The organism is Thalassospira sp. CA1, from assembly GCF_059052855.1.
Genome location: NZ_JBZCIA010000012.1, coordinates 39,482 through 59,060 on the forward strand (window position 1 = coordinate 39,482; position 19,579 = coordinate 59,060).

At 55.1% G+C, this 19,579-nt stretch carries 17 protein-coding genes; 9 read left to right on the forward strand and 8 right to left on the reverse strand.

The features are described from left to right. The first annotated feature begins 41 nt into the window (after nt 1-41). Genes thiD through AC5Q5A_RS17575 form a run of 3 tightly spaced genes read left to right on the forward strand, consistent with a single transcriptional unit; the run spans nt 42 to nt 1,793 of the window. Nucleotides 42-839, forward strand: a complete 798-nt coding sequence (gene thiD, locus AC5Q5A_RS17565; RefSeq protein WP_493896057.1) for a bifunctional hydroxymethylpyrimidine kinase/phosphomethylpyrimidine kinase — start codon at nt 42-44, stop codon at nt 837-839. 51 nt (nt 840-890) lie between these two features. Beyond that, nucleotides 891-1,433, forward strand: coding sequence for a DinB family protein (locus AC5Q5A_RS17570; protein ID WP_493896058.1), 543 nt, complete (start codon nt 891-893; stop codon nt 1,431-1,433). A 9-nt stretch (nt 1,434-1,442) separates the two neighbouring features. Next, complete coding sequence (locus tag AC5Q5A_RS17575) at nt 1,443-1,793, forward strand: hypothetical protein (RefSeq protein ID WP_064780646.1); 351 nt, start codon at nt 1,443-1,445, stop codon at nt 1,791-1,793. 24 nt (nt 1,794-1,817) lie between these two features. Here AC5Q5A_RS17575 and AC5Q5A_RS17580 read toward each other — a convergent pair whose 3' ends face one another. Next, the gene (locus AC5Q5A_RS17580; protein WP_064790184.1) at nt 1,818-2,693 is read right to left on the reverse strand and encodes an AEC family transporter; all 876 of its coding nucleotides are present in this window, start codon (nt 2,691-2,693) and stop codon (nt 1,818-1,820) included. Nucleotides 2,694-2,898: 205 nt separating this feature from the next. On the opposite strand from AC5Q5A_RS17580, the gene AC5Q5A_RS17585 reads away from it, so the two are divergent. After that, nucleotides 2,899-3,534, forward strand: coding sequence for a D-glycero-alpha-D-manno-heptose-1,7-bisphosphate 7-phosphatase (locus AC5Q5A_RS17585; protein ID WP_493896059.1), 636 nt, complete (start codon nt 2,899-2,901; stop codon nt 3,532-3,534). 23 nt (nt 3,535-3,557) lie between these two features. On the opposite strand, the gene AC5Q5A_RS17590 is transcribed toward AC5Q5A_RS17585, so the two are convergent. Beyond that, nucleotides 3,558-5,630, reverse strand: coding sequence for a tetratricopeptide repeat protein (locus AC5Q5A_RS17590; protein ID WP_493896060.1), 2,073 nt, complete (start codon nt 5,628-5,630; stop codon nt 3,558-3,560). A gap of 589 nt (nt 5,631-6,219) precedes the next feature. On the opposite strand from AC5Q5A_RS17590, the gene ilvD reads away from it, so the two are divergent. Then, nucleotides 6,220-8,073 (forward strand): dihydroxy-acid dehydratase, encoded by a 1,854-nt coding sequence (gene ilvD, locus AC5Q5A_RS17595; protein WP_493896061.1) that lies wholly within the window; start codon nt 6,220-6,222, stop codon nt 8,071-8,073. 80 nt (nt 8,074-8,153) lie between these two features. Here the strand turns inward: ilvD and ald are convergent, their stop codons facing one another. Next, a complete protein-coding gene (gene ald, locus AC5Q5A_RS17600; protein ID WP_493896062.1) occupies nt 8,154-9,269 on the reverse strand; it encodes an alanine dehydrogenase in 1,116 nt (371 codons plus the stop codon). A gap of 213 nt (nt 9,270-9,482) precedes the next feature. Here ald and AC5Q5A_RS17605 point away from each other — a divergent pair, with 213 nt between their 5' ends. Both AC5Q5A_RS17605 and AC5Q5A_RS17610 read left to right on the forward strand, forming a co-directional pair. Beyond that, nucleotides 9,483-9,941: an Lrp/AsnC family transcriptional regulator gene (locus AC5Q5A_RS17605; RefSeq protein ID WP_008891399.1), complete on the forward strand. Its 459-nt coding sequence runs from the start codon at nt 9,483-9,485 to the stop codon at nt 9,939-9,941. Nucleotides 9,942-10,279: 338 nt separating this feature from the next. Then, the gene (locus AC5Q5A_RS17610) at nt 10,280-10,990 is read left to right on the forward strand and encodes a TetR/AcrR family transcriptional regulator (protein ID WP_063087202.1); all 711 of its coding nucleotides are present in this window, start codon (nt 10,280-10,282) and stop codon (nt 10,988-10,990) included. Nucleotides 10,991-11,090: 100 nt separating this feature from the next. On the opposite strand, the gene AC5Q5A_RS17615 is transcribed toward AC5Q5A_RS17610, so the two are convergent. From AC5Q5A_RS17615 to AC5Q5A_RS17635, 5 genes are all read right to left on the reverse strand, one after another. Then, on the reverse strand, nt 11,091-11,930 hold the full coding sequence (locus AC5Q5A_RS17615) for an ABC transporter permease subunit (RefSeq protein ID WP_008891401.1): 840 nt from the start codon (nt 11,928-11,930) through the stop codon (nt 11,091-11,093). Next, on the reverse strand, nt 11,927-12,868 hold the full coding sequence (locus AC5Q5A_RS17620) for an ABC transporter permease subunit (protein ID WP_493896063.1): 942 nt from the start codon (nt 12,866-12,868) through the stop codon (nt 11,927-11,929). Before AC5Q5A_RS17620 ends, AC5Q5A_RS17615 begins: the two co-directional genes overlap by 4 nt. Continuing rightward, nucleotides 12,865-14,031: an ABC transporter ATP-binding protein gene (locus AC5Q5A_RS17625; RefSeq protein ID WP_210516872.1), complete on the reverse strand. Its 1,167-nt coding sequence runs from the start codon at nt 14,029-14,031 to the stop codon at nt 12,865-12,867. Before AC5Q5A_RS17625 ends, AC5Q5A_RS17620 begins: the two co-directional genes overlap by 4 nt. 412 nt (nt 14,032-14,443) lie before the next feature. Continuing rightward, the gene (locus tag AC5Q5A_RS17630) at nt 14,444-15,550 is read right to left on the reverse strand and encodes a polyamine ABC transporter substrate-binding protein (RefSeq protein ID WP_493896064.1); all 1,107 of its coding nucleotides are present in this window, start codon (nt 15,548-15,550) and stop codon (nt 14,444-14,446) included. 222 nt (nt 15,551-15,772) lie between these two features. Then, entirely contained in the window at nt 15,773-17,122 is a 1,350-nt protein-coding gene (locus AC5Q5A_RS17635; protein ID WP_008891405.1) for a glutamine synthetase family protein, read from the reverse strand. A gap of 272 nt (nt 17,123-17,394) precedes the next feature. Between AC5Q5A_RS17635 and dgcN the strand changes: the two genes are divergently transcribed. Together dgcN and dgcA are read left to right on the forward strand one after the other, a co-directional pair. Further along, entirely contained in the window at nt 17,395-18,399 is a 1,005-nt protein-coding gene (gene dgcN, locus AC5Q5A_RS17640; protein ID WP_008891406.1) for an N-acetyltransferase DgcN, read from the forward strand. 1 nt (nt 18,400) lies between these two features. After that, entirely contained in the window at nt 18,401-19,381 is a 981-nt protein-coding gene (dgcA, locus tag AC5Q5A_RS17645) for an N-acetyl-D-Glu racemase DgcA (RefSeq protein ID WP_008891407.1), read from the forward strand. Nucleotides 19,382-19,579: the final 198 nt, after the last annotated feature.

Consider the following 19,579-nt stretch of genomic DNA (forward strand, 5'->3'; position numbering starts at 1 on the left):
TGTGACGAAAACCTGATATCTGCAGGATAAGGAAGGGTCGTATGAAGGGTCGTGTCTTGATTATCGCCGGGTCGGATTGTTCCGGTGGAGCCGGAATTCAGGCCGATATCAAATCGGTGACGGCCCTTGGTGGCTATGCTGCAACTGCGATAACGGCGCTCACGGTGCAAAATACCACCGGAGTCTTCGACGTTCTTGGCATCGATCCGGACATGATCGTCCATCAGGCCACCGTGACGATTGATGATATTGGCGCAGATGCGCTTAAAACCGGGATGCTACATTCGGTGCCGGTCATTACCGCCGTGGCGGAATTCATCAAATCAAAGGCGGCTGGTATTCCGGTTGTTGTAGACCCGGTGATGGTATCTCAAAGCGGTTCACGCCTGCTTCAGGAAGACGCGGTCGAAGCGCTTATGACCCATATGGTCCCGCTTGCGACCGTGCTGACACCAAATATTCCAGAGGCCGAAGTATTATCAGGTATGAAAATCACCAGCGAAGCTGATATGATTGCTGCATCGCACAAAATTGGTGGTCTCGGTTGCGAGGCCGTCCTGATAAAAGGTGGTCACGCCGACGGGGACAAAATCGTCGATATATTGTGGCGCCGGGATCGCGATATCGAAGGTTTCGAAGATACGCGCATTCCGTCTGAGAATAATCATGGTACGGGCTGCTCGCTTGCAAGTGCCATTGCAACCGGGCTGGCTCAGGGCATGGGATTAAGTGATTCCGTTGCCCGTGCGCGGGCATATGTCCGTGAAGCCATCCGAACCGCACCGGACTTTGGCAAAGGAAACGGTCCGCTAAACCATGCGCATCCTGTGACCGGTTGAATAATTCAACACGAATGTGACAGGGCGCTGAAAGTTGGGACACTTAAAGCTATGCCGGGCACATCGTTTTTCCATCAGGCGCGTAACAACGCCTGGTCAAATCACCGTTTGTATGGGGTCTGTCAGAAATTGACAGATGGCGAACTCGCCTCCAAACGAACGCCTTTTTCCGCCTCTATTCTTGAAACGCTGAACCATATCCTGACCAATGACTGGTATTATCTTGATGCGCTGGTCGATGGCAGGCGTGGTCGGGCGTGTCTTGATACTGAAATGCCGTTCGGTGCCATCGATAAACTGGCCGCAGCCCAGCGTGATGCGGATATGCGTTTGATGACGTATTGTGAACAGCTCAATGACAAGGATGCCATCCGGGCGGTCGAACTGGTCCGCGAAGACGGCACCAAGACGCTTGAAACCGTGGCCGATATTCTGTCACATCTGTTTGTCTATCAAACCCATCAACGCGGGCAGGTGCATGCGCTTCTGGCCGTCACCGGTCAGGCACCACCAATCCTTGATGACTACCATCTTGAATATGATGCGCCGATGCCAAGCTTCGATTTTTCGGCCCTTGGCCGCAAAGGCGCATAAAGGATACCGATGAATACAAGAATGCTGCGCCGTGCGATTCTGGCTGGCGGGATCGCCGTTCTGGCCGTCGTCAGTTTCGGCAACCCGCATCGTCATGTTGCCGATCTTTTCTGGCCCGATGATGCCGCACCCTGGGAACATGTGACTGCGGTTTATGTCCCCGATATCAGTCAGCCGACCCGGGTCAAGATATCCGAGGCCACCTATGACGATCTTGCGGCCTGCCGCGATCACGTCATGGAACAGGCGGCCGCGCAAGGCGACCCCAATCTTGAAAAGGGCCGCTTTGAATGCGCCATCGGATTTTATGCCGACAAGGATGATGGCACCGGCGGCGAATACCGCCTGATCGTCAAGTAATCAGTTGTTCTGTGCGCTCAAAGGCTACAGCACGTACCAAAGCAATGCGGGCAGGGCGATGGCAGCAAGGAAGCTTGAACTGATTACAACGCCAGCGACTTCTTCCGGCTCGCGGTTATAAAGCTGCGCAAACAGATAGCAGAACACCGCAACCGGCATCGAACATTGCAGGATCACAACCCCGCGTTCCATGCCGGTCAGTCCCATGACTTCCGACAGACCCAAACCAACCCCGAAACCCATGCCAAGGCGCAGCACACTCAGTGCCGTGCTGCGTGCAAGGCTGACCGGGCGCAGCTTTGCCAGCGACACCCCAAGGGTAAACAGCATCAACGGAATGGTCAGTTGCCCGATCAGGTTGGTGGTGTTGTAAAGCCATTCGGGCACCGGCGTTTCGGTGGCAAGGAACCCCGTGGCAATCAGGGTTGCCGGAATGATCGGCATCTTGGCCAGCGACTTGATCGAAAAGCTGCCCGATACGAACGCAACACCGATGGTCAACTGGATCACGACATAGGCGGCAAAGAACGCCACCGAAAGGGCCAAGCCTTCCTGCCCATAGGCCAGCATACACAGCGGCAAGCCAACGTTGCCGACATTCGGCCAGGTCAGCGATTGCAGATAAGTGCGCGGCGACAGGTTAAAGACCTTAAGCACCGGCCAGCCGATCAGGGCAAAGATCACATTGGCCGCAAGGGCGGCTGTCCCCATCAGAACCAGCGTATCACCGCCAAGCTCCACCGTCGCAAGGGCGGCAAAGGTCAGACAGGGTGTCGCGAAATAGGTGACGATGGATGTGACAAGGTTGGTGTCAAAATGTTTGCCAGCACGGGCCCAGAAATATCCCAGTCCGGTGGTGATGAAAACCGGGGCCAAAATCGCAAAAATATCGGCAAACATCAGACGCTTTTCCTTGATAGGTTCTTCTATGGGGCGTGAACTTGAACCGAAATTGCACGTCCCCCGGTTGCTCTGCAAGCGAATAATGGTAATACCAATTTCTTTTCCGCACTGTGCAAAAGTCGGTTGTGGCTTGTGAAGACTTGCTTTTGCAAAGGCCTTTGCGCCATTGTTGGCCAAATTTGACCATGTAAAAGGCCCTTTGATGACAGGTTCTTCGAACGAAACTGTGAAGCGTCACCTGATCGATCCGGCGCCGCGCTTTCGCGATCAACGCAACCCGGTTCCGGCTGTCTTTCTGGATCGGGACGGGGTGATTAACGAGGAAGTCCACTATCTGTCAGATGTTGCCGATCTTAAACTGATCAACGGCACGGCAGAGGCGATCAAACGCCTCAATGATGCGGGCATCCCGGTGATTGTTGTCACCAACCAGTCCGGTGTCGCGCGTGGCTATCTCACCGAAGACCAGCTTTTGGAAATCCACAAGGCACTGGTTGCCATGCTGTCCGATCATAAGGCATCGGTACAGGGCATCTATTATTCGCCCTATCATCCAAGCGGGCAGGGCGATTACCGCCGCCAAAGCACGTGCCGCAAACCCGAACCCGGCATGCTTCTGGCTGCAAGTGACGAGTTTGCCATCAACCTCTCAGATAGCGTTCTGGTCGGTGATCGCATCAATGATATCCGCGCTGGTCATGCGGCGGGCACAAAGGCGATCATGGTCCGAACCGGACACGGTGCAAAGGAAGCCATCCTGCCCGAGGCCCAGGAAGCCGATTTTATTGCCGATGATCTGGCAATGGCTGTTGATCACATCCTGAAAACGCGGCAATAGGGCGCGTTTCAGGCCGTCTGTGTCTAAGCGTTACCAAGGCAAAAGTCCTGCCACATCTCCCGACAGGCTTCTTCGAACTCTGCCGCCACAGCAGGCGCGTGGAAGGCACGGCTGCCGCGAATGCGTTCACGCATGTTTTCGCGGATGCTCGCCAACGCCTTAAGGTCGGATGCCAGCATGATGCATTTATCGACATAACCCTTTTCGGTTTCGGCACACAGCGCGCCAAGCCCGATATCGCTTAGAACTGCAAGGCCAAGCCTTGAGCCGGGCCGGTCATCGGCCAGCGACACAAACGGAATGCCAAACCAAAGCATCTCGTAATAGTTTTCAAGACTGATGGCCGGAAATGGTGCCAGGCCGATATCAATCTGGGCATAAAGGGCCGGTCGATCCTGTGGCTTTACCTTGCCCGCCAGATCAAGCCGGTCGCGCTTGATCCCGGCCTGCCGGGTGCGATCAAGGAACGTTTTGGCGGCATAGGAATCTTCAAGCACCTCATCCTGAATGACGATGCGGCTGTTGGCGACCTTGTTTAATATCCGCGCAAAGCAATTAAGCGTCTCATTGCTGATATTGGCCAACCGGTCGATGCAGCCAAACCGGATGATTTCATCACCAACCGCCGCCGGAAGCGGGGCGAGGGGCAAGGCGTCATCAAGTTCCGCCGGAAGGTAGGGGCCGATTGCCATCGGACAGGGGCGCTCGGAAAACATCTTGTTTTCGCCAAGCCCCCCGCCAAACACCTCCTTGTGCCCAATCAGGTAATCGATCTCGGCAATGCCGGTGGTGATCGCAGACAGGCTGGCTTGCACAGGCGCGGCCTTAAGGGCAAAGACCTCAATCGGTTGGGTCGGATGAATACCACAGACATCGATCAGGATATCGACCTTGTCCTTGCGGATGCGATCAGCAATCTGCATCGGATCCTGCCCGCAAACCTCGCGCCAGCCATCGGCCATCACCTGCCATTGCCGGGTGACGTCGTCCGGGCGCGGGGTCGCGGAATACAAGAATAGCTCGATCTCATGCCGGTTCAGATGGCGGGCAAGCGCACTCAAAAGGCTGGATGATGCATGCTTGCAAAAGAACGGCGATAACCATCCGATGCGCAGCCGCTTGTCTGATTGTCGGGTATTGGCAAAGGCCGGCTTGGCGGCAATCGGCATATGATGCTTGGCCCATGCCTTGGCGGCCTTGCAATGTGTGGTCGCATCGGTTGTGCCAAGCTTCGCACGCGCCCGGATCAAAAGCGCATCGGCTGTGGCATTATCCGGTGATGTCTCAATCAGGGCATCAAGTGTCTTTATTGTGCTATCGAGGTCGCCACAGCGCAGCGTGATGTCAGCCAGAACCAGATCAATTTCAACGGTGTCCTTGGTCAGGCGGCGGGCGGTCTTTAAAATCGCAATTGCCTTGGCATATTGCCCCTGATGGGCCAGTGATTGCCCCAGTCCGCGCAAGCCCGGAACGTATTTCGCATCGATGCTCAGCGCCCGCTGATAAAGGTTCTGTGCCAGTTCCGGATAGCCAAGACGCAGGAAGGCTGACCCGGCGCGGCAAATCAGTTCCGGGGAAATGCCCGCAGCCTCGGCGGCATGTTCAAGCGATTTAAGGGCGGCTTCTTCCTGCCCCAGATCATGCAAGGTCTGCCCGAACAGCAGCAATCCTTCATAATGATTTGGCTTCAGGCCCAGCAACCGGCCCAATAGATCCATCGCCTGACCCAAATGGCCGCGCGGAATTTCAAGCCGTGCCAGATGATAAAGGGCGGTGGGGAAATCCCCGTGGTAACTGAGCGCCTGCTTGAACTGGTCAATTGCCTTGTCTATTTGACCCGAACTTTCCAGCGCAATCGCATAGTTGCATCGGACCGCCGGGTTGGCAGCAAAACTCGTCAGGCAGTTCTCAAAAAGCTCAATCGCCTCGTCATGGCGGCCAAGGCCGGTCAGAAGGGTGGCAAGAAGATGCTCCGCCTCCGCATTGCCCGGTGACATGGCCAATGCCGCACGATAGATTTTCTCGGCTTCTTCGGGGCGATTGCCCTCATGCGCAGTCAGTCCGCGACGCAACAGTGTCTTGAGTTGGTCGGACATGGGGTTGCGGATCTCCACCTGATGGTCTGGATAAGGGCCTCTGCCCAAGCAGTCTTGCCTGACATTAAAGGGTTCAGCCCGTCCTTTAAAGCATGCAGTTACCAGATCGCGGATTACCGCCTGAAATGCCGGTAAAAAAGAACCCCGAACCTGTATGAGGGTCCGGGGTCAGAATGGGAGTGGGAGAATCGCCTGGCGGCGATAATCCCCCATACGATATGTGTTGTTTGGTTAGAGGTCGCCTATTCAATGGAATAGTTTTCCGGGTATTTGGGATAGGTCGGATGGTCAATCGTCGCAAAACCTGTGAACTGGCTCACAAAATTGTACGCTCACACTGGTGAATGGGCGTTTTCAGGCAAACTCTGAGGATAGAAAGTGCTGCCAAAAACGCGTTCGCAGTTCGCGGGCAAAGTGATGCGCGTGTAGCAATCGTACCGAATGACGGATTTTGGCGAAATTTTCGGGCAAAAAACTGTCAAAGCGCGCGAATACTGTGCTAGAACGCACCTATATACAAAGGGCATCGGGGATGCTGACCCCGTACCCGAAAGAAACGCCACCAGTGATTTAAAGAGAGGTTCCTTCCATGCCGGAATATCGGTCCCGTACAACAACACATGGCCGCAACATGGCTGGTGCGCGCGGCCTTTGGCGCGCCACTGGCATGAAAGACGAAGACTTCGACAAGCCGATCATTGCGGTCGTCAACAGCTTCACCCAGTTCGTGCCCGGTCACGTGCACCTCAAAGACCTCGGTCAGATGGTCGCCCGCGAGATCGAGGCATCCGGCGGTGTTGCCAAGGAATTCAACACCATTGCCGTGGATGATGGCATCGCCATGGGCCATGACGGCATGCTTTATAGCCTGCCGTCGCGTGAAATCATTGCCGATTCCGTCGAATACATGGTCAATGCCCATTGCGCCGATGCGATGGTGTGCATTTCCAACTGCGATAAAATCACACCCGGCATGCTGATGGCCGCGATGCGCCTGAACATTCCGTGCGTCTTTGTGTCCGGTGGCCCGATGGAGGCCGGCAAGGTCACCATTGATGGCAAGGAACATCACCTTGATCTGGTCGATGCCATGGTGCAGGCCGCTGACCCGAAAATCTCCGACGAACAGGTCAAAACGGTTGAACGTTCGGCATGCCCGACCTGTGGCTCATGTTCTGGCATGTTTACCGCCAACTCGATGAACTGCCTGGCCGAGGCGCTTGGTCTTGCCCTTCCGGGGAACGGTTCGGTACTGGCAACCCATGCGGCGCGTAAGGAACTCTTCCTTGAAGCGGCGCGCACCTCGGTCAAACTGGCACGTCGTTACTACGAAGAAGAGGACGAGGGCGCGACCCCGCGCGGTATCGCCACGTTCGAGGCGTTTGAAAACGCCATGGCGCTTGATATCGCCATGGGCGGGTCGACCAATACGGTTCTGCATCTTCTGGCGATTGCTAAGGAAGCCGAGGTTGACTTCACCATGTCCGACATGGATCGCCTGTCACGCAAGATCCCGTATCTGTCCAAGGTCGCACCGAACCACCCGATGTTCCACATGGAAGACGTCCATCGGGCCGGTGGCATCATGCGTATTCTGGGCGAACTTGATCGTGCCGGTCTGCTGCATACCGATGTCTCCACAGTGCATTCCAAGACCATGGCCGACGCCCTTGAAAAATGGGATATCAAACGCACCGATAACGAAGCGGTTCGAAAATTCTTCCGCGCCATGCCGGGCGGGATTCCGACCCAAACCGCGTTCAGTCAGGAACGTTATTGGGACGACCTTGATCTCGATGAAAAAGAAGGCTGCATTCGTGATGTCGCCCATGCCTATAGTCAGGATGGCGGTCTTGCCGTTCTGTTTGGCAACCTGGCCGCCAATGGCTGCGTGGTCAAAACCGGCGGTGTTGATGAAAGCATCCTGAAATTCACCGGCCCGGCCGTGATCTGCGAAAGCCAGGACGAGGCCGTTGCCAAAGTGCTGGGTGGCGAGGTCAAGGAAGGCGACGTTGTCGTCATCCGCTACGAAGGCCCCAAAGGTGGTCCGGGCATGCAGGAAATGCTGTATCCGACCAGCTACCTCAAATCGATGGGGCTGGGCAAGGCCTGCGCACTGGTTACCGATGGCCGCTTCTCTGGCGGGACGTCGGGCCTGTCGATCGGTCACGTATCCCCCGAAGCCGCCGCTGGCGGTGACATCGCGCTGGTCGAGCCCGGTGACATGATCGAAATCGATATCCCGAACCGTTCGATCCGCATTGCGGTCGATGATGCGGTTCTGGCCGCCCGCCGTCAGGCGATGGAAGCCAAGGGCCCCGAAGCATGGCGTCCGGCCAAGCCACGTAAACGTAAGGTCTCAACCGCCCTTCGTGCCTATGCCGCCATGGCAACCAGTGCCGATCAGGGTGCGGTCCGTGACGTCACCCAGGTCGAATTCTGATCTACGGACAGTCAGCCGCAAGATAACCAAACAAAAAGGGCGCCAAACGGCGCCCTTTTTTCATGATCGGATTTGGTGGTTCAGGCCAATGCGCTTTCCAGTGGCAGGTACTCATAGCCAAGTGCATCTGCCACGGCCTTATAGGTGATCTTGCCTGCATGGACGTTAAGCCCGGCCGCCAGATGCGGATCATCCTGACAGGCTTTCTTCCATCCCTTGTCGGCAAGCGCCAGCGCAAAGGGCAGGGTGGCGTTATTGAGCGCAAAGGTCGATGTGCGGGCAACCGCACCGGGCATATTGGCCACGCAATAATGCACGACATCATCGACGATATAGGTCGGGTCGGCATGGGTGGTTGCCTTGGATGTTTCAAAACATCCACCCTGATCAATCGCCACATCAACAATCACCGATCCCGGCTTCATGCGTGACAGTTGCTCTTTCTTGATCAGTTTTGGTGCGGCCGCACCGGGTACAAGCACCGCACCCACCACCATGTCAGCCTCAAGCACAAGCGCCTCTGTATCATCAATGGTGGCGTATTGGGTTTTGATGCGTGGGCCATACAGATCATCAAGATAGGTCAGGCGTTTGACGTTTTTATCAAGAATGATCACATCCGCCCCCATGCCTGCGGCAATGCGCGCGGCATTGGTACCGACCACACCGCCGCCAATGACAACGACCTTGGTCGGCGCAACACCCGGCACACCGCCAAGTAACATGCCCCGTCCGCCATTGGCTTTCTGAAGGGCGGCTGCCCCGACCTGCGGGGCCATGCGACCAGCCACTTCTGACATCGGTGCCAGCAAGGGCAAGCCACCTGCGCGGTCGGTCACAGTTTCATAGGCAATTGCGGTGACACCCGATTTGACCAGACCGGCGGTCTGATCCGGGTCCGGTGCCAGATGCAGATAGGTAAACAGCAACTGGCCTTCGCGGAGTTGCTCATACTCGACCTTCTGTGGTTCCTTGACCTTGATGATCATCTCTGCACTGGCAAAGATATCGGATGCGCTGGCTGCAATCGTCGCACCGGCGGCAACATAATCATTGTCGGCAAAGCCGATGCCAGCACCGGCCATGGTTTCGACCTGTACCTTGTGGCCGTGTGCGACCAGTTCGCGGACCGAACTTGGCGTCAGTCCGACACGATATTCGTGGTTTTTGATTTCCTTTGGAACACCAATCAGCATGTCGTTTCCTCCCGACAAAATCGTGGTAATCGGGGGAACTCCCCGGCGTTTCCGGAGTTTCCCGGGCGGTTGGAATACGATGCCGCCTCTTTTGTTATTATTCTTGAATGATACCCTAAAAATTGGGCAATTAATCTTCATTTCAAGGGGCTTTTGATGATATCATTGCTATATAATTCAACAGAAACACCATGACGTCGGAGGATTATGCGAATGGAGATGGACGAACGGGATCGGATGATTCTGCGTTTGCTGCAGAAAGACGGTCGCATCAGCAATGCCGAACTTGCTGAAAAGGTGAACCTGTCGGCCTCTGCCTGCCTGCGCCGTGTACGGCTTCTTGAAGAGGCAGGCTTCATTGATCACTACACCATGCTTCTTAATCCCGCGCGGATCGGCAAGCCGGGCAATGCCTTTGTCAATATCGCGATCACCCGCCAAACCCGTGAGGCACTTGAAACCTTCGAGCTCGAAATTCAAAAGGTACCCGAAGTTGTCGAATGTTATTTGCTGGCCGGGCAAAGCGATTATCTTGTCCATGTCGTCTATAGCGACACCGCCGACTATGAACGCATCCACAGCGAAGTCCTGACCCAGCTTCCCGGTGTCGAACGTGTGCAGACCGTCATCACGCTCCGCGAAGTCAAACGCACCACCGAACTGCCTGTCTGAGCTGTGATCTTTCGTCGGGTCCCGGTTATTTCACGATATGGAATGTCATGAAGTGATGCCGAGCCAGTGGCGCGGGGTCATCATCCCGGCTGGTGGGGCGGAATGCGACTCGAACAAAAAACTGTACGATATTTGTGGTTTTGTTCAGAATGCGTTATGGTGATTGATTGTATGTGACCGGAATTCATCTAAATTGGTCTATATTTGGTCAGAAAAATGTATGCGTTTTCAATGCTTCATGAATTTTGTCCAGTTATTCCAATCCTGCAGTTTGACTTTTAGGTGAATTAAAATGCAATAATATGCCCGGGGAAAATACGTTGGGGGAAATTAATCAAATGGAACAAGACAATCTTGTTCGCGCTCGTAGTCATGAGCAGAAACTAAAACGCCGTGCTGATATTCTCGAAGCTGCCCGCAAGCTCTATCTCGAAGGTGATGGAACCCTGCCGTCGGCGGCCGAGGTGGCACGCAAGGCGAACTTGGCCAAGGGCACGCTTTACCTTTATTTTTCAAGCAAGGAAGCATTGTTTCTTGAAGTGTTGCGTCACTTCCAGAAAGAGTGGTTTGAAAACAATCTTGATGTGATTGATCAGGAAGCGCTGCGTCGGCCCGAAGAACGGGATTCGACCCGCGTGGCCCGCCAGTTCGTGCAATATCTGGTCAAGAACGACAAGTTCCTGCATCTCGCATCACTGTCGCAAGGTGTTCTGGAATCCGGCTCGGACGATGAAATGGTCGTCAACCAGCGCCGCTTCCTGGCATCCATGGTCAAACGTACCGCTGATGCCCTGGCAGAGCTCTATGAAATCACACCTGATGCCGCCAGCAAGCTGATGCGTTCTTCCTATGCGCTGGTTCTGGGTCTGTGGCAGATGTCGCAGTTGCCTGACCGCGTCATCAAGCTGATGGAACAGAACGCGCTCAATAACCTGATCATTGATTTCGAAGAAGCTGCCGAAGAGGCCGTTGTCTCGTACTGGCAGGTTTCGGCACCCGGCATGAAATGCCGCGAAATGATGCGCAAGGCGGCCGAAGGCAACTGCTGAGTCGACGGCTCGACAAGCCCAATACAAAACAGCGCCGGATGAGTTTCCGGCGCTGTTTTTTTGTTGTCTGCGTAAAGGAAGCGGGCACCAAAGTGCCGGCTTAGTGTTGCGCGTCCGCCCCGGCAGAGGCGCGGCTGCGCATTCGCTCGGACCGCAGGATCATCAGGCTGGCAATTACGATCATCACCGACACCGCCAGAATGATCAGGGTTGCCAGTGCGTTGATTTCCGGCGAGACACCCAGGCGGACCGATGAAAAAACCTTCATCGGAAGCGTGGTCGATCCCGGACCGGCAACAAAGCTTGCAATCACCAGATCATCCAGCGACAGGGTGAAGGACAGCAGCCACCCGGCCAACAACGCTGGCAGGATCATCGGAAGCGTGATGACAAAGAAGATCTTGGCAGGCTTAGCACCCAGATCCATTGCCGCTTCTTCGACCGAGGTATCCATCCCCGACAGGCGCGACTGCACGACAACCGCGACATAGGCCGCGCAGAAGGTCGTATGTGCAATCGTGATCGTCGAAAGACCACGCCCGGCTGGCCAGCCAATCATTTGCTCAAGCGTTACAAACAACAGCAAAAGCGACAGACCGGTAATAACCTCTGGCATCACCAGCGGGGCGGCAATCATGCCTGAAAAAAGCGTGCGTCCCTTGAACCGGCCAAAGCGTGACATCACAAGCCCCGCCGGGGTGCCAAGTGCCAGGGCGAGGGTCGCTGACATCACCCCGATGCGCAGGCTGTTCCAGGCGGCATCAATCATGCCGTCATTGGAAAACAGCGACACATACCACTTGGTCGAAAAGCCCGCCCAGACGGTCACAAGCTTCCCTTCGTTAAAGGAATAGATCATGACAAGCAGGATCGGCACATACAGAAAGGCAAAGCCAAACACCAATGCCGAAATCAGGAAGGTTGAACGTTTGCTGCTCATTGCTGGCCTTCCTCCTGCTTGGTCTGGATATGCTGGAACCACATGATCGGCACGACAAGGAACAGCAGCATCGCAATCGCCACGGCTGATGCAATCGGCCAGTCACGGTTGGCAAAGAACTCGTTCCAAAGGGTTCGACCAATCATAAGCGTGTTCGGACCGCCCAGAAGTTCCGGGATAACGAATTCACCCACAGCCGGAATGAACACCAGAAGCGACCCGGCCAGAATCCCCGGCATTGAGAGTGGTAATGTGATCTTGGCAAAGGCCTGCCAAGGCTTGCAGCCCAGATCAAGGGCGGCTTCCACAAGGCTGACATCCATTTTTTCAAGCGTGGAATAAAGCGGCAGGATCATGAAGGGCAGGTAGGTATAAACAATCCCGACATAGACCGCGAATTCCGTCTGACGCATGATCAGCGGTTCGGAAATGATGCCGGTCCACATAAGAAACGCGTTGATCAATCCTTCACGGTCAAGGATCCCGATCCAGGCATATACACGGATCAGGAAACTGGTCCAGAACGGCAGGATGACCAGCATCAGCAACACACTGCGCATCGATCCTTGGGCGCGCGCAATGCCATACGCCATCGGATAGCCGATCAGAAGCGTGATGACGGTTGATATCGCCGCAATCCGGATCGAGTTGAGGTAGGCCGTGACATAAAGGCTGTCAGATAGAAGGAACAGGTAGTTCCCGAAATTGAGCGTGACCGTGATGCCTTCATCGATCCATTCAAACAGCGGCGTATAGGGCGGCTGTGCGTATTCGGCGACGGAAAAGCTGATCTTGAGAACGATCAGGAACGGCACAAGGAAGAACAAAAACAGCCAGAAATACGGGATACCAACCACCAGTACCCGGCCATGTTTGATCATCCAGCGATCAAAACGTTGTTTGAGGGTCAAGCTGGCCTCTTGCTTGTCACTGCTCATTTGTTCAGTACCGAAGCAGCCCCGGCCTCCCACGATACCCAGACAGTATCTTCCCACGTGTAGCGCGGCTCGATCTGGCGGGTGGAGTTCGGCTCGGTCACCTTGATGCGTTTGCCGCTTTCAAGGCGCACGTGATAGGTCGAAATACCACCAAGATAGCCGATCTCTTCAACCTTGCCCGACACGCAATTGTATTTGGTATCTTTCGGCGCTTCCTTGGTGATGCGAAGCCGCTCGGGGCGCAGCGCCACCCAGAAGGTCATGCCTTCATGGCCCTGAACAGCATGATCGATATAAATCTCGCAACCGGCCTCATCCGATTTGATGACGGCATATTTTTCATCGTCATCGACCAGAACACCTTCGATCAGGTTGACCTGGCCGAGGAAGTTGGCGGTATAGCGGCTGTTGGGATATTCATAAAGTTCGAACGGGGTGCCGGTCTGGTTGATCACCCCTTCATTCATCACGGCAATGCGCGATGCCATGGTCATGGCTTCTTCCTGGTCATGGGTCACCATGACAAAGGTGGTGCCGACCTTTTCCTGAATGTTGACCAGCTCGAACTGGGTCTGTTCGCGCAGTTTCTTGTCAAGCGCGCCCAGCGGTTCGTCGAGCAACAGCACCTTTGGCCGTTTGATCAGCGACCGTGCCAATGCAACACGCTGGCGCTGACCACCCGAAAGCTGATGGGGCTTGCGTTTGGCAAATTTGCTCATCTGCACAAGGCCCAGCATTTCCGCGACCAGTTCCTTGATCTCGCTGCGCGAAACGCCATCCTGCACAAGCCCGAACGCGACATTCTGTTCCACGCTCATGTGCGGGAACAGGGCATAGGACTGAAACATCATGTTGGTCGGGCGCTCATAGGCCGGAACACCGGCCATATCGACACCATCGATGTAAATCTTGCCAGATGTGGGTTCCTCGAACCCGGCCAGCATGCGCAACAGCGTCGTTTTCCCGCAACCGGACCCGCCCAGAAGGGCGAAAAGCTCGTGGCGATAGATATCCAGGGAAACATCATCGACGGCATAGAAGTCGCCGAATTTCTTGGTCACATTCTCAAAGCGGATATAGGGAACCGCGTCCGGATTGTTCCAAGGTTGCGTCTTGTGCACATCCTCGTGCACGCGCTCCAAAACCGCCTCTGACACCAGCATTCTCCCCTGTTTCAATGTCAAGATGAACCGCTTCAATCAGACGTCAGTCCCTGATGACCTGATGTGCACTCTTATAATGGTGCAGCATTGCTGAAAGGTCGGTTCTTCCTGATAACAGGATGAAGCAATTCTGCAATCTGTAAAGAGGGGTGTGCGATATTTTGAACAACAATCGCCATTTGATACCTAAATTGGCAGAGAATCGGTATGTGGTGTTCAGAAAATGTGCATTTCTGCGGAAGGGTCCGGTTGTCAGAAACAGGCTGGCTGCAACCAATAAAGCGCCGTGATCACGAGTCACAGGCTGCCTGGCCGCATCGTTTCGCACGACTGAAAAGCAAAAGGGCGCAACTAAAGTCGCGCCCTTCGCAAGGATCAGGGATCGCAATCCGTCAGGATCGCTTTCGATCACTTACTGACCGGTTTTAAGCTTCGTCCACAGACGGGTACGGGTACGCAGCAGGCGAGAACCCGGTTCGACTTTCGAACGCAGGCGTTCTTTTACTTCCTGCGGCGGATAGATGCCCGGATCTTCCAGAAGGGACGGGTCAACCAGTTCCATCGCGGCAAGGTTCGGGGTTGCATAGGCAACATAGTTCGCGATTTCAGCTTCGACATCGGCACGCAGCACATAGTCGATGAACTTGTGCGCCAGATCCGGGTTCGGTGCATCTTCCGGGATCATCATCGCATCGAACCAGATCAGGGTGCCTTCCTTCGGAATGACATACTTGATCTCGTTGCCGTTGCCGGCTTCTTCTGCGCGAAGGGCGGCCATGCCGACATCGCCCGACCAGCCAACAGAAATACAAACGTTACCGTTTGCAAGGTCGTTGATGTACTGGGAGCTATGGAAATAGGTCACATGCGGACGGATTTTCTCAAGCTGCTCAAAGGCGCTTTCGATCGATTCCGTGGTCGGTTCGCCTTCCGGCACATTGCCAAGATAGAAGTTCACCAGCGGTACGATCTCGCCCGGATCATCCAGAAGCGACAGGCCGCATGACGACAGCTTTTCGGCATATTTCGGATCAAAGATCATCGCCCAGCTATCAAGCGGGGCGTCGTCACCAAGAACTTCCTGAACTTTGGCAACGTTATAGCCAAAGCCGTTGGTACCCCAGAAATACGGCACGGCATAGGTGTTGTCCGGATCGTATTTTGCCTGCTGTTCAAGGATCACCGGATCGAGGTTGCCATAGTTCGACAGTTTGGATTTGTCGATCGGCTGGAACAGCTTGGCTTTGATCAGGCGTTCGGCATCGGCAAGGGTCGGCACCACGATGTCATAGCCGGAATTACCCGCCAGCAGCTTGGCTTCAACCAACTGGTTGCTGTCGTAAACGTCATAGTTGACCTTGACGCCGTATTCCTTTTCGAAGTTCGCAACGGTTTCCTCGCCGATATAATCCGACCAGTTATAAACGTTGAGAACTTCCTGTGCCGATGCACCAGTGGCGAAGCCAGATACGGCAGCCGCAAGCACAACCAGGCTTGATGTTTTAAGAAGAGATTTCATTTCGCTGAGCCTCCCATGTGGCAGCGTTTGAAAGTTTACCGGTTCTGTTTTGGTCCCCCAGAACCCGGGGCTTATCGTAATATCCTTCGAATGCTTCAGGATATTGTCAAATACAAGATGGAAAAATGTGCATATTTCGCATCATGTAAAAAATTGTGCATTTAACATGCAACAATCTTGCGCCGGGCAGCAAGTCCCGGCGCAAAATTCGACAGACGTCTTTTAAACGTTCAGCAACAGGTGCTCACGCTCCCAGGCGCTGATCACGGTCTGATAGGCATCCCATTCCGCTTCCTTGACCGCAATAACGGCGGCAGCGAACTCTTCACCCAGCAGTTCCTTAAGCGGCTTGCAACGATGGAACTTCGCAAGCGCTTCATGGATGTGACGCGGCAGGGAATGCGCACGGTCATAGCCCGAACCTTCGATCGGGGCCGTCGCATCGACTTCCTCGATAATGCCAAGCAGGCCACAGGCAAGCGATGCCGCAACCGCCAGATACGGGTTGGCATCTGCCCCCGGAAGACGGTTTTCAATACGGCGTGCGGCGGGCGGGCCATTCGGCTGGCGCAGGCCGACCGTACGGTTATCAAGTGACCAGTGCATGTTGATCGGGGCATCCGACCAGGGCTGCAAACGGCGATAACTGTTCATGTTTGGCGCCAGAAGCGGCATGGCTGCCGGCAGGTAACGCTGCAGGCCACCGATATAGTTCAGGAACAGTTTCGAGTTTTCCCCGTCATCATCGGCAAACAGGTTCTTGCCGGTGTTGATATCAAGAAGACTCTGGTGAATATGCATCGAGCTTCCCGGCAGGTTGCCCATCGGCTTGGCCATGAATGTGCCATAGACACCGTGTTTGAGTGCCGTTTCACGCAGTGTGCGTTTGAACAAAAAGGCCTGATCGGCCAGTTCAAGCGGATCACCATGGTTAAAGTTCATTTCAAGCTGGGCCGGACCCGACTCGTGGCTCATGGTATCGGCGTCGATATTCATGGCCTCGCAATAGTCATACAGGTCTTCAATCAGCGGATCGAACTCGTTGATGGCATCAATACCAAACGCGTTTGATGCGCGTTCCGGACGGCCGGAACGGCCAATCGGCGGCTCCAGCGGGTTGTCCGGATCGGTGTTCTTTGCCACCAGATAAAATTCAAGTTCTGGCGCGATAATCGGGCGCATGCCGCGTTCTTCAAATGCCTTGAGAACCCGTTTAAGTACGCCGCGCGGCGACGTCGAAACTTCTTCGCCGGAAAAATGGAAACAGTCGCAGATGATCTGGGCCGTCGGCTCCTCGTACCACGGCACAACGCGCACGGTTTCCGGGTCGGGAACCATCGCCACGTCCTTTTCGGCCGGGTCAAGGAAGGCATCGGTTTCTTCCGGGTAGCCGCCGGTAACCGTCAGGCAGAAAATTGCTTCGGGGATGGCAAGGCTTTTGGCCTCCAGCCCCTTAAGAAACTTCTGTGTCGGAAGAACCTTGCCGCGCGCAACGCCGGACATGTCCGGAACAATGCATTCGACTTCTTCGATTTTTCGCTCGGATAGCCACGTCTTGAGATCGGTGCTCATGTGTAGTCGGGCGCTTTCACGCCAGTCCTTCAAAATTGCATTTTCTTGCGTTTTTCGGGCCATTCCCGAACAAATTCACAAGAAAGGATGTTTGTCTTCGAAGACTATTGTATTTAATTTCGTTATTGTCGTGTTTATTAGAATTATAGACGAATTTTCGGTTGGATCGTCGAAGATATCGTTTCATATCTCTGGAACGATCCTACCAGATTGCGCTATAGTCGCGCCACAATATTTAAGAGCAGCGTTTGGATGCTGGTCAAGGAGGTATTATGAAAATCGCACATCCGTATCTTATGTTTCTTGGTGACGCGCCGGACGAACTGGCTGCAAAAACCGCAATCGGCATCAAGCAGTGGCGCCCGGAATGGTGCGTCGGTCAGATGAGCCTGCCGGGCTGTCAGGCGGACCTTGGTCTGCCGGAAATGTCGATCGCCGAAGCAAAGGCAGCCGGCGTTAAAACCCTGGTGCTGGGCGTTGCCAACCGTGGCGGGATCATTGGCCCGGCATGGATGGAAACCCTGCTGGCGGCAATCGATGCCGGCATGGACATCGCCAATGGTCTGCACACCCGTCTTTCGTCGATTCCGGAATTGGTCGATGCGGCCAAGGCCAAGGGTGTCAGCCTGTTTGACGTGCGTCACTTCGATGGCAAAGTTCCGGTCGGTAACGGTGAAAAACGTTCCGGCAAGCGCGTTTTGGCTGTTGGTACCGACTGTTCGGTCGGTAAGATGTACACCGCCCTTGCAATCGACGCAGAATTCAAAAAGCGCGGTATCAAGTCCGACTTCCGTGCAACCGGCCAGACGGGTATCTTCATCGCTGGTGAAGGCATCTCGGTTGATGCGGTGATTTCCGACTTTATCTCGGGCGCTGTTGAAACCATTGCACCGGCCAATGACCCGGATCACTGGGACGTCATGGAAGGGCAGGGCAGCCTGTTCCACGCATCGTTCGCCGGTGTTTCCATGGGCCTGATCCACGGCTCCCAGCCGGACGCCCTTGTCGTCTGCCACGAGCCGACCCGTGCGCACATGCGTGGTCTGCCGGGGTACAAGCTTCCGGATCTGAAAACCTGCCTCGACGTCAACCTGTTGCACGCCAAACTGACCAACCCGGATTGCAAGGTTGTCGGTTTTGCCATCAACACCAAGGCGCTTGATGACGCAGCGGCCAAGAAACTTCTGGCTGACATCGAAGCCGAATTCGGCCTCCCGGCAGTTGACCCGGTCCGTACCGGCGTTGCGTCGCTGGTCGACAAGCTGCAGGAGATCTAAGTTGCCAAAACTCACTGTGATTTCCGAAGTCTTCCCCCTCGCACAGGTCTTCAAGATCTCGCGCGGGGCCCGGACCGAGGCACATGTGGTCAAGGTGACGCTCAGCGACGGCACCCATACCGGGCAGGGGGAATGCGTTCCCTATGCCCGGTATAATGAAACGGTCGAAGGTGTCATTGCCGACATCGAAGCACAGGCAGACGCCCTTGACCGTGGCATGACCCGCAAGGAACTCCAGGATGCCATGAAGGCCGGTGCTGCGCGTAACGCAGTCGACTGCGCCTATTGGGATCTGGAAGCCAAGCGTATGGGACGTCGCGTATGGGAATTGATTGGCCACAAGGCGCCCGAAGGTTTGATCACAGCCGAAACGCTGTCGATCGATACCCCGGACAATATGCGCGAAGCCGCCCGCAAGATCGCCCATGCCCCGTTGCTGAAGGTCAAGCTCAATGGCGAAAACGTCCTTGAGTCGGTCCGCGCTGTGCGTGAAGGTTCGCCCAAGGCCCGCATCATTGTCGATGCCAACGAAGCCTGGTCACTTGATCTGCTCGAAGATATCGGTGCCGAACTTGATGGTCTGGGTGTCGAGATGATCGAACAGCCGCTGCCCGCCGGGCAGGATGATGGCCTGATCGATATCGATTGCCCGGTGCTTCTGTGTGCCGACGAGTCTGTTCATACGATGGCCGACATTCCGCGTCTGGCCAATCTCTATGACATGATCAACATCAAGCTCGATAAGACCGGTGGTCTCACCGGCGCGCTTGAGTTGGCCGAGGCCGCATCCAAGGCCGGCATGCAACTGATGACCGGCTGCATGGTCGGAACATCGCTTGCCATGGCACCGGCCATGATCACCGGTGCCATGTCGCGCATTGTTGATCTGGATGGGCCGATTTGGATGGCCAAGGATCGCGATCATGCTCTGACGTTTAAAAACGGTGTGATGGGGCTGCCCGATCGCGAACTCTGGGGTTGATAAGGCTAAACGCTATACAACGGCATAATCGCCCTGTTATCGGGGCGATATAAAACGGCGCATCGGCAAACCGGTGCGCCGTTTTTATTTCCAATGTAAAAAAAACCGGCACCCGAATTTTCGACCCAAGGTAGAAAAGCTAAGGGAAATTTTTTTTACAGCCAGATATGGTGGGTTGCGGGTTAACTTTTTGTTTAC